General features: G+C 42.1%; 24 protein-coding genes. 12 read left to right on the plus strand and 12 right to left on the minus strand.

All coding sequences use genetic code 11. The features are described 5' to 3' along the window. Nucleotides 1-28 precede the first annotated feature (28 nt). Genes H8B06_RS13630 through H8B06_RS13640 form a run of 3 tightly spaced genes read right to left on the minus strand, consistent with a single transcriptional unit; the run spans nt 29 to nt 1,722 of the window. Entirely contained in the window at nt 29-598 is a 570-nt protein-coding gene (locus H8B06_RS13630) for an HAD family hydrolase (RefSeq protein ID WP_190994824.1), read from the minus strand. After that, nucleotides 599-1,063 carry a hypothetical protein gene (locus H8B06_RS13635; protein ID WP_190994825.1) on the minus strand — a complete coding sequence of 155 codons (465 nt, stop codon included), beginning with the start codon at nt 1,061-1,063 and terminating at the stop codon, nt 599-601. Nucleotides 1,064-1,068: 5 nt separating this feature from the next. Continuing rightward, on the minus strand, nt 1,069-1,722 hold the full coding sequence (locus tag H8B06_RS13640) for an ABC transporter ATP-binding protein (RefSeq protein WP_190994936.1): 654 nt from the start codon (nt 1,720-1,722) through the stop codon (nt 1,069-1,071). A gap of 167 nt (nt 1,723-1,889) precedes the next feature. Between H8B06_RS13640 and sucC the strand changes: the two genes are divergently transcribed. From sucC to H8B06_RS13655, 3 genes are all read left to right on the plus strand, one after another. Then, nucleotides 1,890-3,083 (plus strand): ADP-forming succinate--CoA ligase subunit beta, encoded by a 1,194-nt coding sequence (gene sucC / locus H8B06_RS13645; protein ID WP_190994826.1) that lies wholly within the window; start codon nt 1,890-1,892, stop codon nt 3,081-3,083. A 549-nt stretch (nt 3,084-3,632) separates the two neighbouring features. After that, entirely contained in the window at nt 3,633-5,078 is a 1,446-nt protein-coding gene (gene asnS, locus H8B06_RS13650) for an asparagine--tRNA ligase (RefSeq protein WP_190994937.1), read from the plus strand. A gap of 72 nt (nt 5,079-5,150) precedes the next feature. Next, a complete protein-coding gene (locus H8B06_RS13655) occupies nt 5,151-5,771 on the plus strand; it encodes an L-threonylcarbamoyladenylate synthase (protein ID WP_130141547.1) in 621 nt (206 codons plus the stop codon). Here H8B06_RS13655 and H8B06_RS13660 read toward each other — a convergent pair. The 5 genes from H8B06_RS13660 to tilS all read right to left on the minus strand — a co-directional run bounded on the left by H8B06_RS13660 (nt 5,766) and on the right by tilS (nt 9,640). Then, on the minus strand, nt 5,766-6,080 hold the full coding sequence (locus H8B06_RS13660) for a DUF721 domain-containing protein (protein ID WP_190994827.1): 315 nt from the start codon (nt 6,078-6,080) through the stop codon (nt 5,766-5,768). The two genes, H8B06_RS13655 and H8B06_RS13660, sit on opposite strands and share 6 nt — an antisense overlap. Continuing rightward, complete coding sequence (gene recF / locus H8B06_RS13665) at nt 6,073-7,176, minus strand: DNA replication/repair protein RecF (RefSeq protein ID WP_190994828.1); 1,104 nt, start codon at nt 7,174-7,176, stop codon at nt 6,073-6,075. Before recF ends, H8B06_RS13660 begins: the two co-directional genes overlap by 8 nt. Nucleotides 7,177-7,234: 58 nt before the next feature. Beyond that, nucleotides 7,235-7,558 carry a DUF4834 family protein gene (locus tag H8B06_RS13670; protein ID WP_190994829.1) on the minus strand — a complete coding sequence of 108 codons (324 nt, stop codon included), beginning with the start codon at nt 7,556-7,558 and terminating at the stop codon, nt 7,235-7,237. An 86-nt stretch (nt 7,559-7,644) separates the two neighbouring features. Next, nucleotides 7,645-8,136: a hypothetical protein gene (locus H8B06_RS13675; protein WP_190994830.1), complete on the minus strand. Its 492-nt coding sequence runs from the start codon at nt 8,134-8,136 to the stop codon at nt 7,645-7,647. A 169-nt stretch (nt 8,137-8,305) separates the two neighbouring features. Continuing rightward, nucleotides 8,306-9,640, minus strand: coding sequence for a tRNA lysidine(34) synthetase TilS (tilS, locus tag H8B06_RS13680; RefSeq protein ID WP_190994831.1), 1,335 nt, complete (start codon nt 9,638-9,640; stop codon nt 8,306-8,308). Nucleotides 9,641-10,034: 394 nt separating this feature from the next. Between tilS and H8B06_RS13685 the strand changes: the two genes are divergently transcribed. Next, nucleotides 10,035-12,563 carry an OstA-like protein gene (locus tag H8B06_RS13685; protein ID WP_317170912.1) on the plus strand — a complete coding sequence of 843 codons (2,529 nt, stop codon included), beginning with the start codon at nt 10,035-10,037 and terminating at the stop codon, nt 12,561-12,563. Between the two features lie 607 nt (nt 12,564-13,170). Here the strand turns inward: H8B06_RS13685 and H8B06_RS13690 are convergent. The 4 genes from H8B06_RS13690 to H8B06_RS13705 all read right to left on the minus strand — a co-directional run bounded on the left by H8B06_RS13690 (nt 13,171) and on the right by H8B06_RS13705 (nt 17,390). Then, nucleotides 13,171-13,749 carry a non-canonical purine NTP diphosphatase gene (locus H8B06_RS13690; protein ID WP_190994832.1) on the minus strand — a complete coding sequence of 193 codons (579 nt, stop codon included), beginning with the start codon at nt 13,747-13,749 and terminating at the stop codon, nt 13,171-13,173. A gap of 46 nt (nt 13,750-13,795) precedes the next feature. Then, nucleotides 13,796-14,326, minus strand: coding sequence for a hypothetical protein (locus H8B06_RS13695; RefSeq protein WP_190994833.1), 531 nt, complete (start codon nt 14,324-14,326; stop codon nt 13,796-13,798). Nucleotides 14,327-14,427: 101 nt separating this feature from the next. Beyond that, a complete protein-coding gene (locus H8B06_RS13700) occupies nt 14,428-15,408 on the minus strand; it encodes a deoxyhypusine synthase family protein (protein ID WP_190994834.1) in 981 nt (326 codons plus the stop codon). Between the two features lie 92 nt (nt 15,409-15,500). Beyond that, complete coding sequence (locus H8B06_RS13705) at nt 15,501-17,390, minus strand: hypothetical protein (RefSeq protein ID WP_190994835.1); 1,890 nt, start codon at nt 17,388-17,390, stop codon at nt 15,501-15,503. A gap of 426 nt (nt 17,391-17,816) precedes the next feature. On the opposite strand from H8B06_RS13705, the gene H8B06_RS13710 reads away from it, so the two are divergent. The 8 genes from H8B06_RS13710 (at nt 17,817) to H8B06_RS13745 (ending at nt 26,019) form a co-directional block, all read left to right on the plus strand. After that, complete coding sequence (locus H8B06_RS13710) at nt 17,817-18,614, plus strand: DUF3575 domain-containing protein (protein ID WP_190994836.1); 798 nt, start codon at nt 17,817-17,819, stop codon at nt 18,612-18,614. 44 nt (nt 18,615-18,658) lie between these two features. Continuing rightward, entirely contained in the window at nt 18,659-19,570 is a 912-nt protein-coding gene (locus H8B06_RS13715; protein ID WP_190994837.1) for a hypothetical protein, read from the plus strand. A 39-nt stretch (nt 19,571-19,609) separates the two neighbouring features. Beyond that, nucleotides 19,610-20,212, plus strand: a complete 603-nt coding sequence (locus tag H8B06_RS13720; protein ID WP_190994838.1) for a penicillin-binding protein activator LpoB — start codon at nt 19,610-19,612, stop codon at nt 20,210-20,212. A gap of 81 nt (nt 20,213-20,293) precedes the next feature. Continuing rightward, the gene (locus tag H8B06_RS13725; protein WP_223857676.1) at nt 20,294-22,432 is read left to right on the plus strand and encodes a hypothetical protein; all 2,139 of its coding nucleotides are present in this window, start codon (nt 20,294-20,296) and stop codon (nt 22,430-22,432) included. Nucleotides 22,433-22,438: 6 nt separating this feature from the next. Next, the gene (locus H8B06_RS13730) at nt 22,439-22,822 is read left to right on the plus strand and encodes a hypothetical protein (protein WP_190994840.1); all 384 of its coding nucleotides are present in this window, start codon (nt 22,439-22,441) and stop codon (nt 22,820-22,822) included. A 180-nt stretch (nt 22,823-23,002) separates the two neighbouring features. Further along, a complete protein-coding gene (locus H8B06_RS13735; protein ID WP_190994841.1) occupies nt 23,003-23,767 on the plus strand; it encodes a LuxR C-terminal-related transcriptional regulator in 765 nt (254 codons plus the stop codon). A gap of 375 nt (nt 23,768-24,142) precedes the next feature. Next, entirely contained in the window at nt 24,143-24,904 is a 762-nt protein-coding gene (locus tag H8B06_RS13740) for a hypothetical protein (RefSeq protein ID WP_190994842.1), read from the plus strand. Nucleotides 24,905-24,954: 50 nt separating this feature from the next. Continuing rightward, nucleotides 24,955-26,019 (plus strand): coiled-coil domain-containing protein, encoded by a 1,065-nt coding sequence (locus H8B06_RS13745; protein WP_190994843.1) that lies wholly within the window; start codon nt 24,955-24,957, stop codon nt 26,017-26,019.

Genomic DNA, 26,019 nt, shown 5'->3' on the forward strand with positions numbered 1-26,019 from the left:
TATACCTTTTTTTGACAAACATCACCTATCAAAATTCCAATTCGTCCCCGGTAACGATTGAAATTTCATCTGCCGAAACCTGATACTCCTCTTTAAGAAAATCAATAGGATTGATGTTGCGAAACATCAATTCACGTATAAAAAACACTTTTAATGAAGGCAAAAACCTCGATAAGTCCTGCCAATCGATGTGTTTCAGTTTATTTAGTTGCTCTATGGGGTTTCCATCTGTTAGTATACCCACATGCTTTTCTTTCTCAAATAAAGATAACAATAATCTTTTAATATCCTCTTTCAATATAAGTTTCAAAGGAAGGTGCGCATTGGCTTTCAACCTTTCAAAATTTTCACGGTAACCTTCATGTAACCCAAAATATGCGATTGTCTTTGGCAGTACTTCATCCTCTCCTATTGTTTCCAACGTTTCCTTCATAAAACCCACCATATCCTTGGCGATGGGCAGTCCTTCTGTATATTCTGCGAAATTGGAAAACAAATAATAGACTTGTAATAAATATTCGGGCTTGGGATACAATACATCATCGATTTCAAAAACATAAACCGATTTATTAAAAGCGTGCGTTCCGTTATTCATCATTTAAACCAAACATAATATCGGCTCATCACCCGAATCAGCCAATATGCCTGCTCCTGAAAAATGATCCCCACATAATTGGTCACCTGTTAGTATATCTATTCCGGATTTCAAGACATGAATCTCTCCTGAGGGGTTTTCGAGCATAAAGCATTCTTCCAAATCATGGGGTAATAAAACCACTATTCCATATTCTTCTAACAAAATCCGGGCTTCGTTTATAGGTTGCAATTCCATCTCACCTAAAGGAAGTATCATTTGGCAGCCCTTATCCAAACACAGCTTCAATATCTCATGTGCGAACGTAGGGTTTACCCCTGTAGGAATCCGATGATAGTTCTGTTTTAGCAATAAATCCGGAAACGGTTCCGAACTGGCATAAACCACTTCGTAACGTGCTGACAACAATCTGCTTACACGCTGTGCAAAAGGCCGTGTGCCATACGTGATTAAAATAGTATCTATCATTTTTTTCAAAGAATCTGTCCGTCACGCATATGAATTGTTCTATCGGAGATATTAGCCAACTCTTCATTGTGCGTAACAATGATAAAGGTCTGTCCCAAGGACGCACGCAGCTCAAAAAACAACTGGTGTAATGAAGCTGCATTCTCGGAGTCGAGGTTACCGGAGGGTTCATCTGCCAGGATGAGTGCCGGTTGGTTGATCAATGCCCTCGCCACAGACACTCTTTGTTGTTCTCCTCCCGACATCTCCGATGGTTTGTGTTGCGCACGATGTCGTACACCCAAGCGATCCAAAAGATCCATACCACGTGCTTCTGCTTCTTTTTTTCCTACCTGACTGATAAAGGCAGGAATACAAACATTTTCGAGCGCCGTAAACTCTGGCAACAAATGATGAAACTGAAAAACAAAACCAATATGCTTATTGCGGAATAAACTCATCTTCTTTTCACTCAGCGCCTTTACATCGGTACCATTAATGACTATCCGACCACTATCCGGCCTGTCCAATGTACCTATAATATGCAATAACGTACTCTTTCCTGCTCCTGATGCGCCAACGATCGAAACAATTTCCCCTCTCTCTACCGATAGATCTACACCACGCAAAATCGGCAGTTGACCGAAAGACTTATATATTTGGTTTGCTTCCAATATCATAATGCGAAGGTAAGAAACCGCCATGATTTTCGAAAATCACGTTGCATTATATTTAAATCACGGCAGCTTCATCACCCTGTAAGAAAAAACAATTAGATGAAAAAACGAGGAAAAGATTACTTGTCCTTTCCATTTAAAAATCATAATTTTACGACAAATTTTTTAAGATGAACATTCACGAATATCAAGCAAAAGAAATACTTAAAAGTTTTGGCGTAAGAGTTCAAGAAGGAATCCTTGCAGAAACTCCCGAACAGGCTGTTGAAGCCGCACAGACATTAAAACAAGATTTTAACTCGGACTGGGTGGTTGTAAAAGCACAAATCCATGCAGGTGGCCGTGGTAAAGGTGGTGGTGTGAAATTGGCAAAAAACCATGATGAGGTATTGCAACGTGCAACAGACATCATCGGCATGCAATTGGTTACCCCTCAAACGGGACCGGAAGGGAAAAAAGTAAACAAAGTTTTGGTAGCACAGGATGTATATTATCCTGGAGAGAGTGAAATCAAAGAATTTTATGTTTCCGTTTTATTAGATCGCGCAACAGGACGTAACATCATCATGTATTCTACCGAAGGAGGTATGGATATTGAAGAAGTCGCTGAGAAAACACCGCATTTAATTTTCAAAGAAGAAATCGACCCTAAAGCTGGGTTACAAGGCTTCCAAGCACGTAAAATTGCTTTCAATCTAGGTCTTTCTGGTGCAGCACAGAAAGAAATGGTGAAGTTTATCGCTGCTTTGTATAAAGCATACGATTCTATTGATGCATCGTTGTTTGAGATCAATCCGGTATTAAAAACGTCTGATGATAAAATCCTGGCTGTCGATGCGAAAGTTAATTTTGACGAAAACGCGTTATACCGCCACACGGATTATGCCGCTTTGCGCGACTTAGCAGAAGAAGATCCTACGGAAGTAGAAGCTGGAGAATCCAACTTGAACTATGTGAAATTGGATGGTAACGTAGGCTGTATGGTGAATGGCGCTGGCTTAGCGATGGCAACCATGGACATCATTAAACTTGCCGGTGGTGAACCAGCAAACTTCTTGGATGTCGGTGGTACCGCGAATGCGGAGACCGTAAAAGCTGGTTTCAATATTATCTTAAAAGATCCAAACGTAAAGGCTATCTTAATTAATATTTTCGGTGGTATCGTTCGTTGTGACCGCGTTGCGCAAGGGGTAATAGATGCGTACCAGGAAATTGGGAACATCCCTGTGCCTATCATCGTTCGTCTTCAAGGAACAAACGCTGAGGAAGCCAAAAAATTAATTGATGATTCTGGCTTGCAAGTTTACTCTGCTATCTTATTGAAAGAAGCTGCAGAATTAGTGACGAAAGTACTGAAAGGATAATAAAGACAATGTCATAAAAAGCCGGTTTCCTTTCGAAAACCGGCTTTTTTTAGTAAAATATTATTTATGTTCTTTTATCCATGAGTGTTTATTTATAATTGTATGGATGAGCACTTCGTGGTTTTCCCGTAAAAAAGAACCAAAACCGGAACGAAGTGGAGCTCACCGAAGGTAAACCTCGTCGCTGAAAAATTTTGAAAGAGTTGTTAGTGCAAAAATGATATTGGTACAAATTTCAAAATTTTTGAGGCGACATGAAGTGTTAATTAGGGATCGTGCAATGCGTACTGAAAGACAAACTGGTCGCGTATATTGGTAAATAAATGCGATCAGTAAAGGTAAGTGATGACGCGGGCTATAACGGCCTTGTATTTTTTCGCGGCCAGCTTTACGTAGACTATTCCGTTAAAAACAGAATGTTGTTTGAGCGAAGCGAGTTCCATTCTGTTTAGGAATAGACAAGTAAAGGTAGCGAAAACATACTCAGCCTTGATTTTTTTGCTTCGTTTTTTTATCAAGAAAAAAATGAAGAGAAATAATATTATTAAAATGGAACACACACGTATAAAAGAGTTATTGAAGTCAGAAGAATTTGGCAAGGAAGTCATTGTAAAAGGTTGGGTACGGACATTCCGAAACAATCAATTTATCGCGATTAATGACGGTTCGTCCATCAACAATATACAGGCTGTCGTCGATTTTGAGCGTACGGATGAGGTCTTGCTCAAAAGAGTAACAACAGGTGCTGCTGTACGCGTAAAGGGGCAACTGGTGGAATCTTTGGGAAAAGGACAGCGCGTAGAAATTAAAGTCAATGAACTGACTATTTTGGGCGATTCAGATCCCGAAAAATATCCGTTACAACCGAAAAAGCACAGTTTGGAATTTTTACGAGAAATAGCGCATTTGCGCTTTCGTACAGGCACATTTAGCGCCATATTCAAGATCCGTAATGCACTAGCGTTTGCTGTACATAAATTCTTCAACGAGCGGGACTTTGTATATATGCATACCCCCATTATTACAGGTTCTGATGCAGAAGGTGCCGGTGAGATGTTTCAAGTAACAACGTTGGATTTAAGCAATCCTCCCCGCACTGACTCGGGCGAAATAGACTTTAAGGAAGATTTTTTCGGTAAACCGACAAACTTGACCGTATCGGGTCAATTAGAAGGTGAACTCGCAGCAATGGCATTGGGCAACATTTACACATTCGGTCCTACGTTTCGGGCAGAAAACTCCAATACAACGCGTCACCTAGCCGAGTTTTGGATGATAGAGCCTGAAATGGCCTTCTATGAGCTCGATGATAACATGGATTTGGCAGAGGATTTATTGAAATATGTTATCAAATATGCGCTAGATACCTGTCCAGAAGAAATCGAGCTATTAAACAACCGCGTACTGGAAGAAGAGAAATCAAAACCGCAGAACCAGCGTTCTGAAATGAGCTTGATTGAAAAATTGAACTTTATTATCGAAAACGATTTTGAACGTGTAACGTATACAGAAGCTATTGAAATCCTAAAACGAAGCAAGCCCAATCAGAAGAAGCAATTCAAATACCTTATCGAAGAATGGGGTGCGGATTTGCAATCGGAGCACGAGCGCTATCTCGTAGAAAAACACTATAAAAAACCGGTGATTCTTACGGATTACCCACGTGAAATAAAATCGTTTTACATGAAACAAAATGAACCCGATGCACAAGGTCGTCATACGGTACGTGCCATGGATATTTTGTTTCCGGGAATCGGTGAAATGGTGGGCGGTTCACAACGGGAAGAAAATCTAGACAAGCTGCTCACACGCATGGCAGAAGTTGGTATCCCCGAAGAAGAAATGGATTGGTTTTTAGACACACGTCGTTTTGGATCTGCCCCACATTCGGGTTTTGGAGTAGGTTTTGAACGTTTGGTATTATTTGTAACCGGGATGACCAACATACGAGATGTTATTCCGTTTCCAAGAACACCAAAAAATGCAGAATTTTAACAAAAGGATAAAACCGCTGAACTTTTTCAACTTTCAGCGGTTTTATTTTTAGCGTCTTATTTATTTTATCAAATGCTTTTAAGAATACACGAAGAAAATCCGAATCCGAAATTTATCGAGCAGGCCGTAGATATCCTTAAAAAAGGAGGAGTCATCATATACCCTACGGATACGGTATATGGTATCGGTTGTGATATCACAAATCAGAAAGCGATCGAACGCGTATGCAAGATAAGAGGCCTTAAGCCTGAAAAATCGAATTTATCTTTTATATGCTACGATTTGACCGATATCTCCCAATACACCAAACCTTTTGATACGGTGGTATTTCGTGTACTAAAAAAGGCATTACCCGGTCCATTTACTTTTATTTTTAACGCAAGCGGGCAAGTTCCCAAACTGCTAAGCACCAAAAAGAAAACGGTGGGTATTCGTGTTCCCGATAATAATATTGTGCGGGAAATCGTCAAAGAACTCGGTAATCCGATTGTTACCTCTTCTATTCGTGATGAAGATGATATCATTGAATATTCTACCGATCCGGAACTCATTCACGAAAAGTATGAAGAGCTCGTTGATCTAGTGATTGATGGCGGATACGGCGATAATGTTGCCTCTACAGTTGTTGATGTAACGTCTGGCGATTTTGAAATTATACGGGAAGGAAAAGGAAATTTGGACGAGTATTTATAAAATAATAAATTCTTCCACGACCACGTGTCCGACGTATTCGTTCACACGTCCTATAATCTGACGGCGCATCATCGCCAGTTCATTCTTGATCACCGCTGATTCGACCTTGACAAACAATTTTTTATCGTGAATATAAATCTGCTGCGTACGATTGGCAATAGCTTTCCCAATAATATCCGGCCAAGCATTCACGATTGATGACTCATCGTACTTGGAGCGCAGCCGATACGTCTCAATCCACTTCTCAATAACCTCTTTAATACCTACATCATCTTTGGTGTGGATTTCATCCAGTTTTTTCTTATACATTTATAGCGCCCCCTTTCACTTCAAAAATACGAATTGGTTGCGCTATTTCATCGAAAATATCTTTTATTCTTCCGGCATCTGTATCCGTAATAAATATCTGTCCAAATTCATCCTCTGAAACCAGCTGCATCAATTTTTTTGTCCGTCTGTCGTCCAGTTTATCAAAAATATCATCCAATAACAGCAGCGGCTTATCCTTTTTCTTATTCCTAAGGAAACTGTATTGTGCTAACTTCAATGCTATCAAAAACGATTTTTGCTGCCCCTGTGAACCAAACTTCTTTAGGGGCATCTCCTCATGAATAGTAAACAAAAGATCGTCTTTATGAATTCCTTGTGAAGTTCGCTCTAATACACGGTCTTTCTCTAAACTGCTTCGTAACAATGTTTCAAAATCAGTCTTCATTAATGGTGATTCATAAACTAACGAAACTTTCTCTGCCCCTTCTGTTAAGAAGGCATAATATCGTTCGAATTCTGGAAGAAATTCGTCCATAAACTGCTTTCTTCTTTCGAATATTCGCTCCCCCACTTCAGTCAGCTGGAGATTCAAAACCTCCAATACGCCCAAATCCAACACTCCCTTTTCCCTTACCTGTTTAAGCAATATATTGCGTTGCAAAAGAATTTTATTGTATTGGATAAGGATATCCAGGTAATGATTATCGGTTTGGGAGATCACATTGTCCATGAATTTACGCCGTTCTTCACTTCCTTCTGTTACGATAACCGTGTCATTAGGTGAGATCATGACCAACGGGAATAAACCGATATGGTCTGCCAGACGTTGGTAATCTTTTTTATTACGTTTGAACTGCTTTTTCTGATTTCTTTTTAAACTACAAGAAATGACGTCGGGCACCTGATCACGCTCGAACTCACCCTGCACAATAAACCAGTCAAAACCTTTTTTGATATGCTGTGAATCTATCGGGTTGAAATAGGATTTGCATAAAGCAAGATAATGGATGGCATCCAATAAGTTGGTTTTTCCCGTACCGTTTGCTCCTGCAAAAGCATTTATCTGGGGCAAAAACTCTAAAGAGGATTCGGTATAGTTCTTAAAATTGAAAACAGAAAGTTGCTTCAACCACATTTCGAAATGTTAATATATTAAAAAATTAGCGGGTTGAAAAGTGAAAGCGTTAATCGAATTATTTAATTTCTTCGAAGTCAATAAACTCACCTGCAGTTTGTGTCCCTTTCTTCGCTTTAGCTTCGTCTTGTGGTACATAGTCTACACGCAGCTCTCCCTCCTTTTTGGGTGGCGTTTGTTGTTTAAATTGATCAAAGGGACTCCCTCCGGTAGTATAATCATATCTTGTTCCACGCCCCCCTCCTGCGGCTTGTTGTTGCTGGGCTTTATTCATAAGGCGTTCCGTCATTTTGCGCAAGGCAAAAGGCATCAGCAGACGAAACAAATATTTCAATCCATAAAAAACAAGCAAAAATATAGCGAGTATTTTAAGTAGTTCCATTCTTTTTTTACGTTTTCACCAAATTTAGTAATTTAATTCTTTTTTCACCGTCAACAGAATGTCAGCATCAAAACCCTTAACAAAATTTAAGTATTTAGCTTTCGCTTTGCTTCCATAACCGCCCGTGCCAATTCCTCTGCTTTATGCGAACCAATAATATACCTTAATCCTTCTTTATCCGTCAGCCACACGGCATCTTTCCCGCCCGAATAAAAACGAATTTTCCCCCCTTTGTGCAAATTATAAACGGGATTATTGAAGATAAAAGAACTATATGGTTTCAATTCTACTTTCGCGATATTATAGAGATCGATTTTAACCAGTTTAGACGACCACAGTCCACTCAAAATTAGAAACTTCCCTTCTACGGTTGTTTTATAATGCACCATGTAAATCATGATGATCGAGACGATAATCACGCCCGTACCGACAATAAAAAACAATTGTCTGGAAGGCAAGTTCTCTATATTTAAATAATAGGCGACAAAACAAAATAAAGCCAAAATCATCCGTACACTAATCCACGTAGCATCCCGCCCCAAATATTGCTTTTCCTGAAAAAGATATTGTTCGCTCATAGCTTATAGAGCCTGTTTAAAATTTACCTAATTATTTTTTTATGCCTCTTTTTGGCTGCGTCTTCGTTAAATTTTCTGAAGATAGCTTCCGGCTATCTCCAGAAAATTTGCCTCGTCTCGCTCATAAATAGCCTATAAAAATTCTTATAATACAAATTTAAACAGGCTCTTATTTACAAACTAATGTAAAGACTTTTTTTGTACTTTTCGTTATCCTATACCGATTATCTGCACGATAATCCACAATCCACACAATATCCCCATTCCCATTGACTAAAATAGGAACTGTTTGTTTCTCATACCGTCCTATTTTCTTTTGTACAAAGTAATCGCTAAGTTTTTTCCGTTTTCCGCCCATACCTATTGGATAAAAATAATCTCCCTCCTCCCAAAAACGTAACATCAACGGAAACCGTAAACTATCGAAATCTACCTGTAATACATTTTCTGATGCGCGTATAGCCGTATCTTCTCCTATTGATCCTTCAAACAGCTTACCTCCAAAAGAAAAAACGGAACTATCGGCTGGTATTTCTAATGTATTGTGCGGATAAAACTCTTCTACCTTCGCTTTCAACCAAAGGTCGTCTCTATCCAACAACAATTCATAATGTGGTGCATGGAAAATTTTACCCGACTCACTGTACCAACTTGCTTGCACATCAGCCAAAATATTTTTGGAAAAACCATATGGTTTAAACAATTCGAATAATAAGGGCAATCGATGAAGATAAGGCTGCAATTTCAATTTGTTAATTCGGATCAAGTTACCTTCTGCTACAAACAACTCCGCTCGGATCGGGAAAATAAACGATTGGAGCAGATCGTGTGCTTCTTGAAAATGAACAATGTTCGCCTGCATGATAGTGTCAAATTCCGGACTAATTTCCCGAAACTTGGGCATAATTTCCAAGCGTACTTTGTTTCTTGCATATTTTGTAGAGAAATTAGATTGGTCATCCCGAAAAGGAATCTGTAATTGTTGTACACAGGCCGTAATTTCTGCCGATGATAAAAACAAGAGGGGCCTAATTATTTTTCCTCGTTTAGGAAGGATGCCCTGCAAGCCCTGCAATCCTGTTCCTCGCGTCAAGTTAAGCAACACCGTTTCGATATGGTCGTCTTGATGTTGTGCGATAGCGACCCATTTTGCATTTTGTTGTATACGTAGTTCTTCAAACCAAGCATAGCGCAATTCACGTGCTGCCATTTGGGTAGATAGACCATATTCCTGTGCATAGTCGTTGGTTTGGAAATGCCGGATAAAACAAGGTACGTTATGCTGCTCTGCAAACTCCCTTACCAACTGTTCATCTAAATCAGCATCTCCCTCGCGCAAATGAAAATTACAATGGGCGATTATACAGGAATAGCCACTCCTTAAAAAAAGGTGCGTCATCAACATCGAATCACGCCCACCGCTAACCGCCAGCAACACGTTATCATCTACACTTATATCCAGTGTTTCTTGCATATATTGTTGAAAACGGCGAACTAGATTCATAAATCAAAGTTAAGTTTTTCTTAAACAACTTTTTTTAGAAAAAAGTTGTGCAAAAAATCGTCCTTCGAATCTTTGAGGAGAGGGGATAGTACTAAGGATAAATTTCTACATGCCTCAAAAATTCGCATGGACATCAGAGGCTAATAAGGGATAATACAGTTGCTGCATCCATAAATTTCTACAGTTTCCAAAGTTTTTGAGGCAACATGAGTTTTTAATGAAGGGGTAATACAATTGCATGAACCCTCCGTTAACACTGAAATGCCGCATCCGCATGTTTTACAACTGCACAAACTCATCCTTAGTACTATTCCAAATGTAAAACATTCGAAGCGGCGAGGTTTTTGCTTCTTTTTCACGGGGAAAAAGAAGATAATTACCTATTTTTGCCTTCGTGAAATACTGTTTTACGCTTATTTTAAACCTCCTCTGGCTCACATCATTGTTTGCTCAGGAAGAACTACGCCTTATCTCTTCGAGGTACAGTACGATTATCGATCAACAAGGGTTCAGCAGTATTCAACCCGTCTATGCACACAAAGGAAATACGCTATCCGCCGACAGTGGCATTATCTACGAGGATGAGGTTGGCCGGCAGTTCTTTGAAGCATTTGGAAACGTCGTGATTACGCAGCCATCCGGCACAATTATTTATTCCGACCGACTACATTATGACGCCGCTCCGCAGATTGCGACGCTGACGAACAATGTCCGCATGGTCGATGCCAATTCCGTATTGACTACAAATCACCTCATCTATAAGATGCGTGATAAAATAGGCAACTACACCGGGGGAGGAAGAATTATTTCTAAAGGGGATACCATTACTTCGCGAACGGCTTATTACTTCGAAAATACAGAAGATGCCTATTTTCGGAATCAGGTTGTTGTACGGACACCTGATGTAAAGATTTATACGGATACGATGCGCTACAATTCTAATCAGCGCATGACCTATTTCTTTGGACCGACGAATATCAAAGGAAATAGCGGCGAAAACCTATATACCGAGAAAGGAAACTATAACACAGAGACGGGTGTTGCTAATTTCTCCAAAAACAATCTATATACCGAAGGAACACGTTTTTTAAAGGGCGACAGTCTTTACTACGATAGAGCGACCGGCGTAGGAAAAGCGTATAGAAACGTTGTATTTGTCGACACCTTGGATAAATTCTATGCATATGGTGGCTACGGTTTATATGATCAAGCGGACGAATCTATTACGATGACCGACAAACCGTTAATCACGATGGTGGTGGAAAATGATTCCACCAGCTCAGCACCGGTGGATAGCCTCGCTATAACTCCCGCGGATTCTATGGAAACAGATTCCACAGACATAAAGAAGGATACCGTCGCGCAAGCGGAGATAACGCAAACAGAGGAACCCGATGTAACTGCTGACAACGAGATCATTACCACAACGGATTCTACACAGATGACACTCCCCCGTGATACAGCAAAGGTAGATTCTGTTTATATGACTGCCGATACACTCTATTCGCGCATGATTATGCTACGTGATTACAAAGCATTAGATTTTAAACTGGATCGAAGTGGTGGAGAAATTGAAACCGACGAGGACGTTAATTACGGAGACGAGGGCGACTATGGAGCGGATAATACGGACATAGAAACAGAAAATCTGACACCGTTATCCGACTCAATTAAGACGATTGTCGATAGTGTCTCGATGGACAGTATTTCTGTTGATGGGATCATGGACAGTATACTTATAGATAGCACAGCGATTCATAGGGAGATGGATAGCTTAAAGACCATCGTGACGGAAAAAGCGGAAGAAAAGTTAACAATAGAAAAGCCGCAAGAAATCAAAAAAGCAGTTCCGGTGGACTCGGCTAAACGAGCAACAATTATTAAGGAGGCGGCTAGAGCGGACATCTCTAGAAGCATGCGACAGGATTCGATATTACGGCAACAAGCAGTGATTCCAGAAGAAGCCACTGCGGACAGCCTAATTAATCAAGCGATAGCTACCGCCCAAACGCCGGATAAAACCTTCAAAGACACCACGAATGAAGCTTATCTTGATACGGCTCGAACACGGATTGTCAAGGCTTATTACAATGTCCGAATGTTCAAATCGGATTTGCAGGCGGTAGCTGATTCTGTTTATTACGGCATGGCTGACTCTATGTTTCGGTTCATGGGGAGGCCTATGATTTGGGCGGAGGGATCGCAAATTTCGTCCGACACCATCTATATGCAGATTCAGAACCAGCGCATGGATAACGCCTTACTAATTAATAATGCCTTTATGGTAAATGCGGTAATGGACACGGTCAAGTTCAATCAGCTCAAAGGTCGAAAGATTACCGCTTTCTTTGCCAATAACTCTATTGACCGAATGTATGTAGACGGAAATGCAGAGAATTTAAGTTTTGCCACGAATGATAAAACCCACCGGATAACGGAGATGTTCCACGACCGAGGCGCGCGTATTAAAATCAAAATGGAGGGTAAAAAAATCATTGACTACATTACGATACGAAAAGTAGACCAAAAGCTTTATCCTTTTAAGCAAGTAACGCAAGAAAATGAAGTCTTACCTGGATTCGTTTGGCGACCACAGGACCGGCCCAAATCGAAAGAGGATATGATGAACCGGAAACGGGAGATCGAAAAACCGGAAGCTCCTGCGGGAAGCCCACAGGATGAAAATACGCTCGGAACGCCCGATGAAATGATGGAAATTGATGAACTGACAGAAACATCTGAAGAGCCGGTAACACAACAGGAGAAAGAAGAAACGCCAGCCCAAGCGGAAGAAGAGCCGGAAACACCGATAACTGGAGAAGAAGAGGCTTCAAAAGCAGCATCAACTGAAGAAAAATCGGTGGAGAAGGAGGTGGAACCCGTGAAGCCCACTGAAGAAGAAAATGGTTCCGATATCGAATAACTGTTAAGGGTACCTCGCTGTATCGTGTGGTTTCTTTCCAAAAAGATGTTCCTGTTTTAACAGCGAATGTACTTGTTTTCCCCTAAGACGTAGTTGATTTGGTAGATCATGTCGTTTGTTTAGCGGAGAATGAAGTTTATCTGCCGACGGATGTACCTGTTTTTCTAAAAGATGTCGTTGTTTTCGTATAAGAAGTAGTTAGCTAAGTAGATCATGTAGTTGTTTTAGCTGCGGATAAAGCTAATCTGTCTGCGGATGTAGCTACTTTTCTAAAAGCTGTAGTTAGTTTAGCAGATTATGTCGTTGGTTTTCCAAAAGATATAGCTATTTTCTCAAAAGGAGTAGTTCGTTTAGCCTTTCATGTAGTTGTTTTCTCAAAAGATGTAGTTAGTTTAGCAAACCATGTAGTTGTTTTCCCAAAAGATGTAACTGTTTTATCCCGCCTGTTTTCAAAATTACAACTCTAAAAAACTGCAATTATTGCATTTAAACCTCGATTTTCATTCGTTTTATCGCTCAAATAGCGTCTAAAAAGGTTCATATTTTCGCCAATTTCACCTTATACTTTGAGGCATACCTATGGTTAACAACACCGAACTAACGCCAATCAGCGATTATCTTCTTTCAAAAACGCTGCTAATTTTCCTACCGCAATCGCCCGATGACTGATTTCGTTTTTCTCTTCGGAAGTCATTTCGGCAAACGTTTTATTATACCCTTCGGGGATAAAAATAGGATCATAACCAAAACCTCCTGAACCTCTACGCTCGTCAATGATACTTCCTTCGATACTTCCCTCAAAGAAATATTGCTGTTCATTTAGAAAAAGCGAAATCACTGTGCGAAATCGAGCAATACGGTTTTGGCTGTCTCCTAATTTGGAGAATACCAAATCAATATTCTTTTCCATATCACGTGAGCCGGAATAGCGGGCGGAATAAATACCTGGCTCTCCGTTAAGAGCATCTATCTCCAATCCGGAGTCGTCGCCGAAACAATCCAGCCTGTATTTATGGAAAAGATAGTCCGTTTTCTGTTTTGCATTCTCCTCAAAGGTCACACCGGTTTCGGGAATATCATCCGAACAACCAATATCCGTTAAAGATTTTATACTGAATTTATCCCCAATAATAGCTTGTACTTCTTCAAGCTTATGGGCGTTGTTCGTTGCAAATACTAATTCCATTTTTTTGTTGTTAGACAAGGTTAAGAGGTTAGAAATTTTTAGCTCCTTACGTCCCAATAAACACTTTAAACTCATTCCAGAATAGTCTCTTCTTTTGCACATCGGCAAACATCTCCTCAAAGCTGAACGTATTGAATACCGTTGCTACACGACCTTTCATATACGAATTATGTGCGATTTCGGGAAGTTTGAGCGATATAGGCTCTACACCGAGCAAGGTAATCTTAGTCGGTTGAAAAAACTGCATGATCCGCTTGAAATCATTGGGATTATGCGGATTTGCTAAGTTGACGACCGCAACATTTTCAAACGACAGATTGAGCGCGCTCAACGTTTTCAAAAACGCATCCTCGGCCTGTGGTGAAAAATACGGAAAATCGGGGTAGCGTAAGATAAAGAGGACACCTGTAGATTTATCGCCTTGGTATATAAATTCTTCTACTTCTTTTCCACTTGCATCATCCTCTACATTTCCGACAGATGAAACCATTGCCTCCTCTTTCTCCTTTGGAAGGAAAAGAGTTTCCGATAGAAGAGCTTGAAGTGCGATAGGGTTATCTGTTATTAGTTGGCTCATTGATTTTTATAAAAGTTAGAAAGTTAAAATGGTTAGAAAGTTAGAGGGTTTCAAACACGAACTTCTTAACCCTCTAACTTCTTAACGTTCTAACTCCTTAATTAATGCCCTAAAATATAAGAGAAAATCAACGGTGCTACGATCGTAGCATCAGACTCCACCACAAACTTCGGTGTGTCTATATCTAATTTACCCCATGTGATTTTCTCATTAGGAACAGCACCCGAATACGAGCCATAAGAAGTCGTTGAATCTGATATCTGACAGAAATAGGACCAAAAAGGCACATCTTCCCATTCCAAATCTTGGTACATCATCGGTACGACACAAATAGGAAAATCACCCGATATACCACCTGCAATCTGGAAGAACCCCACACCTTTACCTTCTGAATTGGCACGGTACCATTCCGTTAAATAGATCATATATTCAATACCTGACTTCACCGTGCTGGCCTTTAAGTTACCTTTAATCACATTGGCCGCAAAGATATTTCCGGTTGTCGAATCTTCCCAACCCGGACATACGATCGGTAGATTTTTCTCTGCTGCAGCCACAATCCACGAGTTCTTCGGATCAATTTCATAGTATTGCTCCAATACACCCGAATTTACCACTTGGTACAAAAATTCGTGCGGCAGATAACGTTCACCTTTTTCCTCTGCGGCATGCCAAACATCTTCCAAGTGCTTCTGTAAACGACGAAAGGCTTCTTCTTCCGGAATACAGGTATCCGTTACGCGGTTATAATGTTGGTCTAACAATTCGCGCTCTTGCTCCGGCGTCAGATCACGATAATTGGGTACACGCTTATAATGTGAATGCGCCACCAGATTCATCACATCTTCCTCCAGATTCGCACCAGTACAAGAAATAATATGGACTTTATCTTGACGGATCATTTCCGCCAGTGAAATTCCTAATTCGGCTGTACTCATCGCACCGCCCAACGAGATTAACATCTTTCCACCTTCCAATAGGTGCGTTTCGTATCCCTTCGCTGCATCTACCAAAGCAGCTGCATTGAAATGCAAGTAGTTTTTCTCGATGAATTGAGAAATAGGACCTTTTTGTGTACGCATAGTTTCAAATTTTCTGTTCTACTCGCAAAGGTACAATAAAAAGAACGATTTCTTTTGTCGCTTTTAAGAGCAAAAGTAGTTAATGTGTCGAGCTACTGCCTTTCTATTTTATAGAAAAAATCTTCTGAATGACCGTATCCATCACGATCTTCCGGATCCACTTCAATGAATACCTTACCATGTAAAGATTCAACTTTGAAATCTGCTCTAACACTATTAAACCAAGTGAACCCCACGGAGAACAATCTCAATACACCATCTCTATAGAGCAAGCGATGGTCTGCAGCATCATCCCATCTTATCCATTCAGATTTATCAAGGCTATATCGCTGTACAGCAGTACTATTCCCCTGTGCGTCGAATCTAAATCGGTATCCATTATACCCGATAGCATGAGACAACTCACCGGTCTGACTATCATAACTTCGCACAACCCACCAAGTGCCTGTATAATCCATCAGCTGTTCCTTCTTCACTTCCACCGGTACACCTCCTTCAAACGAACTTATGTCATCTTTATATACATAATTCAATGTACCGCGTAGACTTTCCTCATCGGCACTAACGATCTTCACCTTAATATTCAGCTCACCCGCTTCCGTCAAAGAGATGTCCTCCAATTCGATGTTTTGATGGTCTATACTAAAAGAGAGATAGTCTAGGATATCCGATGGCGCGCCGACATTGAGCATCTGGCTATTGGTAGGCAAGGTCTCGATCGGCAACAGGCTGAAATTAGCAAAAGGAATATTTTTGTTGCACCAAGATAATGCATCATTGATTTTCGTTTTCATGCTGACAAGCTCCTGCAGATCCCTGAAGAAAGTCTGTAGCTCTGCCGAAGAGCTGTTTACATCACCCTTCTCCAAACGACGCCCTTCCAAATGGAAAGGCAATGGCGTATATTCGTCGTGGTACAACAATAAGGCATCCATATTATCGTTGGCCGCGGCTTTCAGTCCCGGAACCGTCCCTCTTGCTGACAACCGAGATTGTCTCGATGAAAAACTACCAACTAACCGATCAAATTTGAGTGTGATATTATGCCAGATAATATCCGTAATCTCTTGAAATGTGGCTCGTGCCTCATATGCACATGCTACCGCAACGCCCCCCAGAACCACAGTATGCCAAGCATAAGGTTTTCCATAAACCGCCACAACACCGGACACGCCCATCGTGATGATATATCGCGAAAACTTACCGAACAGCAATAAATTCCCAATGCGTCCACCTACAGTGGATCGTCCTGTATTGGAACTCAGGCTCACTTGATGGGCAGACATCAAGTTTGGTCGGTCTGCGGACATACGAAAACCATCGCCCGCTTCCTGTACAACCACTGATCCGGCCATCATATTCCGGCGCTCAGTCCTACTCCTCCTCATATCATCCAGTTCTGCAAAGACCTCCTCAAACATCGACTTATTGGCCTGATAGGTCATTGCCATGATACGCCGCTGTTCGGTTGTAGCATTTTCATATATTTCCACAACATTATACAAACTCTGCAATACCAACCCATTGGATGTCGTATCGTCACTACGCTCCTGGGCAAAACGTGTAAATCCTGTCAGCAGAGGTGCAATCGTTGCATCGGCTGACTGCGACAGCACGGGATCCCTCAGGGTATAAGTAATCTTTAGGTTGCCCAATTCCGGAATAACCAGTTCCTGTTCGCCATCCGGCACATCTTCCAACAGTATAAAGGCTAGTTCTTTTTCTCCGGCTTTTGCCAGCAGGATATCAACATCGCCGATTTTGCCTTTGTACTCCTCTTTTTGTAAGGAGAGATCTCCAACATCGATGACCTTCAACCCATAGCGGACAATATCCCCGCCATTGATATGTTTTGCCTCCTTGTCATCTTCTTTGTTTGGCAAGGCACTGTCTTTCTTACAAGCCGTTAAAAAAAGGAGAAAGAAAAAAAAATAAGCGATTCTGGTAAGTACCCACTTGATCTTATCGTTTTGATTATTCATATCTTTGACTAATACGTTTGGTATTTATTTTATTTCATAGATGGTTTGCCTACCATCCTCTACAAAGAAATAGACATATTCTTTGATTTAAAATACCCACTAGTGGGTATTTTAGTATACCTTTGGATATGTACACACTGACATGGACAATAGGTCGGGAGGAAATTATTATTCTTTCCATTCTTATTTTTATATTGTTTTTCTTTTGGTTTGTTTTCAGCCGCTTATTACGGAGAAAGTAATCATATCCACTTCATTACGAGCTAGTAACAAAAATACCCCTTCAACCCATTAACCTTAACTAAGTAAAAATACCCATTAGTGGGTATTTACAAGCATGAAAACCTGTTGTAGGTTTGCAAAGACAAAAATGCCGATTAAAGTACATAAAAGAATAATTCAACTAACGTTTTATTTTTATCAACAATGAAAAGTAATTTATTAACCGTCATACTGCTTGCATTTTCAATTACACCATTCGTCGCAAATGCACAAATGGCATCTTCTTTAAAAAAAGAAGGCCAAAACATGGTCAAGTTTAACATCCTTCCTCTTTTGGGCGGAAAATTCGCCTTTGAATATGAACGCCTATTGACCGACCGCATCAGCGTGGGGGCAGCAATAAGTCTGCGCCCCAAAAAGGGAATACCCTTCGGTTCTACGGTAAAAGATATCGTGGATGACGAAGAGTTGAACGATCTCATCGATAACTTCAAGAGCTCCAATTTCTCTATCACGCCCGAGGCACGTTTCTATGTTTCCAAACGAGGGACATTTCGAGGTTTTTACATCGCTCCTTATCTGAAATACGCTAGCTATAGTGCCACACTTCCTTTCGATTTTGATGTCGATATAGATGATGCGAATACAGATATTTATAGCCGTACAGAAACCATCCCCCTGAATGGAAGTATACAGTCGTTTACCGCCGGACTTTCATTGGGAACCCATTTCAAACTATCCAAAAACATCTACTTAGATTGGCGAATTATAGGGCCAGGGTACGGAAGTGCCAAGGGAAACGTAACCGGAAAGATGGAACTCGATAGCGAAGAACAGGCATCCTTGCGTGAAAGCCTGGACGAACTCAAAGTAGATCTGGAAGATTTACCGGTAGGTATCAAGATCGAATCAGAAGTGCGTGCCGATGGTGCAGATATTAACATCTTACGCAGTCCTTGGGCAGGTATTCGAACAGGGCTATCCATCGGCTACCGTTTTTAACAAAAAGTAAACATATATAGTATTAACCCCTAAAATAAAGCAAGATGAAATTCATTTTTTTTACCAGATTACTGTTTATAATAGCAACCTTTTCCTTGTTATCAATTTCCTGTTCAAAGGATGGAGACGACAATGGCGACACCACTGATCCAACAGAAGAACAACTACCTACCGGCAAGCAGGATGCCGAAACGAAAATCCAAGGCAAGTGGAATGTTAATGCCTCAGGCGAAGTCCGTAGCCTGGAATTTCTGGACGGAGACACCTACGTATTGGAAGTCGCCAGTTCCTCATCATTGGCGTCGCGCAAAGCTATCCTGTCCGCCCGAGCCGCACACGCTGGCCTCAACGGTGGCTTTAAATCTGAAACAGGAGGCAACAACTCTACCGAGAAAATATCCGGCAAATTCACTGTCAGCGCAGACGGCAAGACAATTACTTTAGGCGATATCGCGCGTATCACCATCAGCGGCATCTCGGAGAACAGCTTTTCATTTACCATCACCTTTATCGAAAGTAACCGTGAACAAAGCGTATCCGCGACCATCGTTGCACCTGTAGCGACCTCGCAAAAGACGCAATTACTAGTCGGCAACTGGGGATCCTCAAGCTGGATGTATTATGAAGCAGCGGACGTACGGGTTTTAGAAGGCAAAGGGTTCAAACCGCAAGATGAAGGATTTATGTTTACCGCGACGGGAACAATGATTATGCGGTATATAAATTATGAGCAAAGCAGCTCCGTTGATCCCGAAACCGGCCTACCCAGCGAAGTTATCACCAACGTAAGCTTAGATACTGATATCTATTCCTGGGAATGGAAAGACAGCCAGCAAACGGTTGTTAAGGTAAGTAGGAATGGAGATACGTTCGAAATAACTATCGAGAATTTGACGCAATCGCGTCTGACAGCACGTCTTGAAAACGGCAATAATTGGGTATTGGAATCATTGTAAAATAATACCAAACCATTCAATAACATAAAAATGAAAAAAATGAAAAAAAATCCTATTGTATACCTCGGCCTCGCCGTGCTGCTTGCAGCAAGCTCCTGTAAGACACCCCATGTACAACGTATGTCGGAAAATTCGGTCACCGATCTCAGCGGACGGTGGAACGAAACAGACTCTCGAATCACGGCTGAAGAAATATCAGCAGAATTGGCGTCCCACCCTTGGTACAACACCTTCTCGTCTACGAATCAAGGGAAGAAACCCGTTATCATCGTCGGCATGATCACGAATAAATCACACGAACATATACCTACAGAAACGTTCTCCTTAGATATCGAAAAAAGCATGATCAATTCTGGAAGAATCTCTGTGGTACAAGGTGGAGGCAAACGGGAAGAGATACGTGCTGAACGTGCAGATCAGCAGAACTACTCCTCAGAAGCAACCATGAAGAGTTTCGGCCTAGAGAAAGGTGCTGACTTTATGCTTCAGGGAACCATCAATTCTATCGTAGATCAATATGGAAAAGAAAAGACAATTTACTACCAGATTAACTTAGAGCTTACCCATTTAGAGAGCAACGAGAAGGTGTGGATCGGCGACAAGAAAATCAAAAAATACCTCGGCAACAAACGCATGAGATAAGACAATTATACACCGCCATACCGTTCAGTAACAGCTTTCTAGGAGCTGTATGGTGGTGTATTGCCCTAACCTTAATCTAAAATGGACATGAAAACATTATTGACCCCCACCCTGCCATTATTGGCCGCACTTCTCCTAGTTTCCTCCTGTGCTACCACCGGAAGGTATCAGGATAAAGCCAGTGAAGTATTCGAAAATATCGAGTTTGCCGACTTTGATCAGGCATCTACGAAGATTGATCAAATCAGCTTCTACCAGAAAGACCGCAACAGGCTGCTCTATCTACTGGAAAAAGCAAAGGTCGAGCATATGCGCGGAAATTACAGGAGCAGCAACAGCTATTTCGAACAAGCCTATATCCTGCTGGATGACGGCATCAAAAACTCCGTAGGCCAGATTGCCCTTTCCAACCTTTCCAACCCCATGATGACCAAATACAAGGGGGAAGATTTTGAAAAGGTCATGCTCCACTATTACAAAGCTTTGAACTATTACTATCTGGGCATTCCCGATACCGCACTGATCGAAGCACGGCGCATCAACATCAAACTCAACGAGCTGAATGACCGTTATGAAGACCATAAAAACAAATATCAGTATGATGCCTTTGCCCAAATCCTGCAAGCCAGTATCTACGAATCTACCGGGCAACTGAACGATGCCTTCATTGCCTATCGGAATGCAGAAAAAATCTACGATGACCATGATGGTGTCTATCTAGATGTATCCATGCCCGAACAGCTGAAAAAAGATCTGCTGCGCACCACAAAAGCACTCGGCTTTGGCGAAGAATATGCACATTACAAAAAGAAATATGCGACTGTCCCGGAAGATGAACATACCGCCGCGGCCATTGTCTTCTGGGAAAACGGAACCGGTCCTAAAAAGAGCCAGATGATGATGACGGCCAACAGCTTCGAAGGCGTGTTCGTCGGAACATACAGTGATGACCAAACGCAGATTGTTATCCCCATTCCCGCTGGCGTTAATATAGGCTTCAATGCTGTAGCCTTCCCCGAATACATCAGGGGAAAGAACTACTTCCATCGCGCCAGTGTCACCGTCGACGGACAGCAGAAATACTTTGAACTGGCAGAGGATTTCAATGCCATCGCCAAACAGACCTTAAAAGACCGAGCGATGCGTGAGGTAGTCTCCACGGTAGTCCGACTGGCCACCAAAAAAGCAGCCGGTAAAGGCCTCAAAATGCTCGCAAACCATTTTGGCGGAGGTTTGGCAGGCGACGTCACCGGCATGGTAACTGATGCCGTAGGCGCAGCGGTTGAAAAAGCCGACACCCGCAACTGGCAGAGCCTACCCTCGCAGATCTGCTATGTGCGCGTGCCCCTGCCCACAGAAGGAGAGCAGAAAGTAGTGATGACGAAATATGCGGAAAATGGCAATGTAGCCGATACACTGACTTTGAAAGCAGGCAAGAACAGCCACCTGATCAGTCTCTTTGACATGTCCAATTCCGGCTATTACGGGCAGCAGGCTGTTACATCCCCAAATCCTCCGGTCAATGATTATGCAATGGCAGGGGCTGAACAGACGGTAGCGGCCATAACGAGTAGACAAGCTCCCGCCGCACCCCCCAAAGTAAAAGAACCGAAAGTGATACCCGAGAATGTGATCGACTATACTAGCTTCGGTATCGCTGCATCGATTGGCTCAGGATCATTTACTGAAGAAGGAGCAATCGCCGACGCATTGGAATTCATTGGAAAAACAACCTGGCAGGCAGAAGCGCTGTTAGGATTCAACAAAGGAACAAAAAGATCTGTTTTTGGTGTATCGTTAGGTATTGCCAATTACGTTGATCCCTGGAGCTTTGATGAAGAAGCTCCGGATAAAACCACCGATTTAAGCCTCGGATTTCTCGGCAAGTTCTACGTTGCACCTACCAAAGGATATTACTTGACCGGATTCAATTTCTTTTTTCAGCCGTCAGTCCGCTACAGTATCTCCAACAACCTCAAATATTCATTCGAAGATTATGATGATGATTATGGATACACTACGGAAACATACGATCACAGCAAGCCTTTTGACATTGGTATTAAAACGGGCGTCGGATATACGTTCCCGATGAGCCCGGATAAAATGAGCAGATTGGGCGTATCCATTTTCGGGGACGCCGGATTTTTAGAAAGAAGTGACTGGGGCTATAAAACCGGATTCTTTGGCCTTCAACTTTCTTATGATTTTGGAATAAAATAAGCACATATGAAAACCTTACTGACGTTATATATGATCATCTGCTCCCTCAGCAGTACCGTACAGGCGGAATGGAGCAACTGGAAGAAAAGCCCCTGTTATGACAAGGTCGAATATCGATATAGACATGTGCGTGCACATGGCACTCGTCAGATTTTTGAAATACAGTTCAAAAATCGATACGGGCGAACGATTTACTTCGACTATGCATTGGCAGGTTCCAAACAGAACGAAGACATTCATCACGCCCGGCGAACAAGCTTACCGGCCAATCGAGAATCAAAACCCATACCGCTGTTTACTAATTCGGAAGAGTTTCTCATAGAGATCGGGCAACTGAACTTCTCCCCTTATGACACGGAATATGAAGAATGTGATCAGGAAGCAGCGTAAATAGCCGTCACGGCTAAACGTGTGGCGAGCATTCCACCCGAAGATAATATATAATGATCGTAACCTAGTTATGCATCAACCTCTCTAACCAGATAGCTCCGGTTAGGGAAGTATTATAAAAAAAGGACAACAAATACCGGCATTTTCCATAACTTTATGGTTCTATCTAACTATAGCGTTATGGAAATTCTCAGTTTTAACAAAGCAAAAGAAATATGGCAACGTATAGTAAAGTCTGATGATGACGAGGGGTTTGTCTTTGAACTGGAAATGCATCGCCGGTTACTGGACCTTTTTCACGTAGGCCCACATTATTACTATATATTTAATTGCGGGACCGGCGAATTTGAGGTTTTAGATGAACGAGCATCGGCAGTAACTGGATATCCGTTAGAACATATTTCTCCAAGATTTTTAGTGGACAAGCTGCATCCGGAAGATGTATCCTACTTTTTAAATTTTGAAAATACCATTACGGATTTTTACGTCAACTTACCTATCGAAAAGATACTACATTATAAAACTTCCTACGATGTCCGCTTTCGCGCGAGTAACGGAAAATATATGCGTATATTGCAACAAGTTACACCTATTCAAACAAGTGAAAAGGGTTCTATTTTCCGTACGCTTGGTGTACACACGGACATCTCCCATATGAAACCGGAAGGTAAGCCCGTGTTAAACATCATCGGGCTAAACGATCACCCCTCTTACTACAATGTACAGCCGGATGTTGTTTTTGAACCGGCCAAACCAATCCTAACCAAACGCGAACAAGAAGTCCTAAACTTAATCATCGAGGGAAAAATGTCAACCGAAATTGCCGATTCGCTTTGTATCAGCCCCGAAACCGTAAAAACCCATCGCAAAAACATTATACGTAAAAGCGGCAGCAAAAATGTTGCGGAGTTGGTGTCACTAGCAGTGGACAAGGGATTGTTGTAGATGCTTATATAAAATGAAAAATACCCACTAGTGGGTATTTCAGCATATAGAAAAAGCCTTTAATTTTAGTCCTATAAAATAAATGCAAAAAATAGAAGTAGTATAAACAACGATAGCATAACCAAAAAGCTGAATATGAACATATAATTCTATTCAGCTTTTTGTGTTAATTAATAATTTAATATATTTAAAAAAAATGATTATCCATAACCTATAGACATTAAACCATGTAACAATACAGACGTCCATTATACATAACTAGCTAGCAGTTCATGGACATAACAGAAAATAATTAACCAATAAAGTTCTTCAACGTAAAATTGGAGACTTTATGAAAAGAAGAAAAGTATGAGTAGTTTACCCCTATCAAAAAAGTTGAATGAAGACAACCTTTTCAATCAGCTGAATCTGCCACTATCCAGTAAGTGGCCGGAAATCCAAAAAGCCTATGAGCAGCAATCCAAGACATTAAAATCGGCTATTGCGTTATCAAAAGACAGTGCCCAGAAGGCACAGCAAGAACAAAAGCTACGGTGTCTGGACACTGCCTATCAAGCATTCTCCCAGCGACTGAGCGAAGAGAACGCCAATGTACACCAGACCAAAGAAGCCCTGAAATCCGTCGGACTTAACGAAACGGCAGACTGGGACAAAGTCAACAAGCGCTTTGACGAGATCCGCCAGCGCGAACCAGAACAGGCATCCTTCCTACAGCCACAGATGGATCTGCTGCAGAAGAACAAAGCCTACCTGGAGCCCAATCCGATGCTCGGGAAACGCACCCTTCTTACCGGTGCGCTGATCCTCGGTGCCGCAGGCATATCCTGGGCAGCGTACAACCACCTCAGCTCGGAAGAAAAAGGCGAAATGCTACAGGCCGTCACACAAAACCCGGCTGCTGCTCCGCAGGAAGCCGATGCAGCAGTTCCAGAGGCTGCTGTCGACGGTGCACTGGCCGATGTGCCGATGGAATCGCTGCAATATATAGACGATGCCGAGCTCGAGCAGTACATCTTGGACAACACCACTTTTGAAGACGAGATCCTATCGCTGCTGGGCCTGTTGCCCTCACCGCAGCTATCCCTCGCCCTACAGTACAAGATACAGGTATTCTCCTCACTGGTCAAATCAATATAAGAACTAATTAACCCACTCAATAGTATATACACCCATAAAAAAAGAGTATCATGGACTACACAGCAGATCAATTGAACGACATTCTCTCCACTGCCGGAGGCACATTGGACGAGCTAATCGAAAAATCCTCTACCACACAGGGATTAACAGAAGAAATCACGGCCCACCACCAACAGGTGCAGGAAACAGCCCAACAGGTTGAAAGCTATGCCTCAGAAGCACAACAGAGCCAGGCACAGGCCGCTTCCCTACGCGACGAAACTTCCAGCCTCCGCGACGAAACAGCTGCATTGCAGGAAGAAACCTCCGCACTACGCGATGAATCGACCGCTTTAAGAGATGAATCCACAGCTTTGCGCGATGAGAACACGACCCTACGCGATGAATCGACCGCTTTAAGAGACGAATCCACAGCTTTGCGCGACGAGAGCACCGCACTACGTGATGAGTCAACAGCCTTAAGAGACGAATCCACAGCTTTGCGCGATGAGAGCACCGCACTACGCGACGAGTCAACAGCCTTAAGAGACGAGTCCACAGCATTGAGAGATGAGAACATTGCCCTACGTGATGAGTCAACAACCCTACGGGACGAATCGACCGCCTTGCGCGACGAAAGCACTGCCCTTCGTGACGAATCTACGGCATTGAGAGATGAGTCTGTCGCCCTGCGTGATGAATCCACACAACTGCGTGACGAGAGCAGCAGCTTGCGCGATGAGTCGACTTCCTTACGCGATGAGTCTATCCAGCTTCGTGATGAAAACATCTCTTTGCGCGATGAATCGACCGCACTGAAAGACGAGTCTACCGCCCTGCGCGACGAGAGCACCTCGCTTCGGGATGAAAACCAAGCCCTACGCGACGAGTCGGATTCACTGAAACAGGAAATCGAAACCCTCAGACAAGATGCCGACAGCTTAAAAAGCGAGATCGAGCGCATGCAGAGTGAAGCAGAAAGCCTCGTATCGGAGATCAACAGCAGCAAGAGCGAAGCCGAGAGCGTGAAGAGCGAAGTAGAATCTATCCGTTCGGAAGCACAGAGCATCCTTTCCGAGATTGAGTCGATCCGTTCGTCGGCAGCATCTTCCGGCGGCGGTAGTTTTATGTTTTAA

Source organism: Sphingobacterium micropteri (assembly GCF_014692515.1).
In the GTDB taxonomy this organism is placed as follows: domain Bacteria; phylum Bacteroidota; class Bacteroidia; order Sphingobacteriales; family Sphingobacteriaceae; genus Sphingobacterium; species Sphingobacterium micropteri.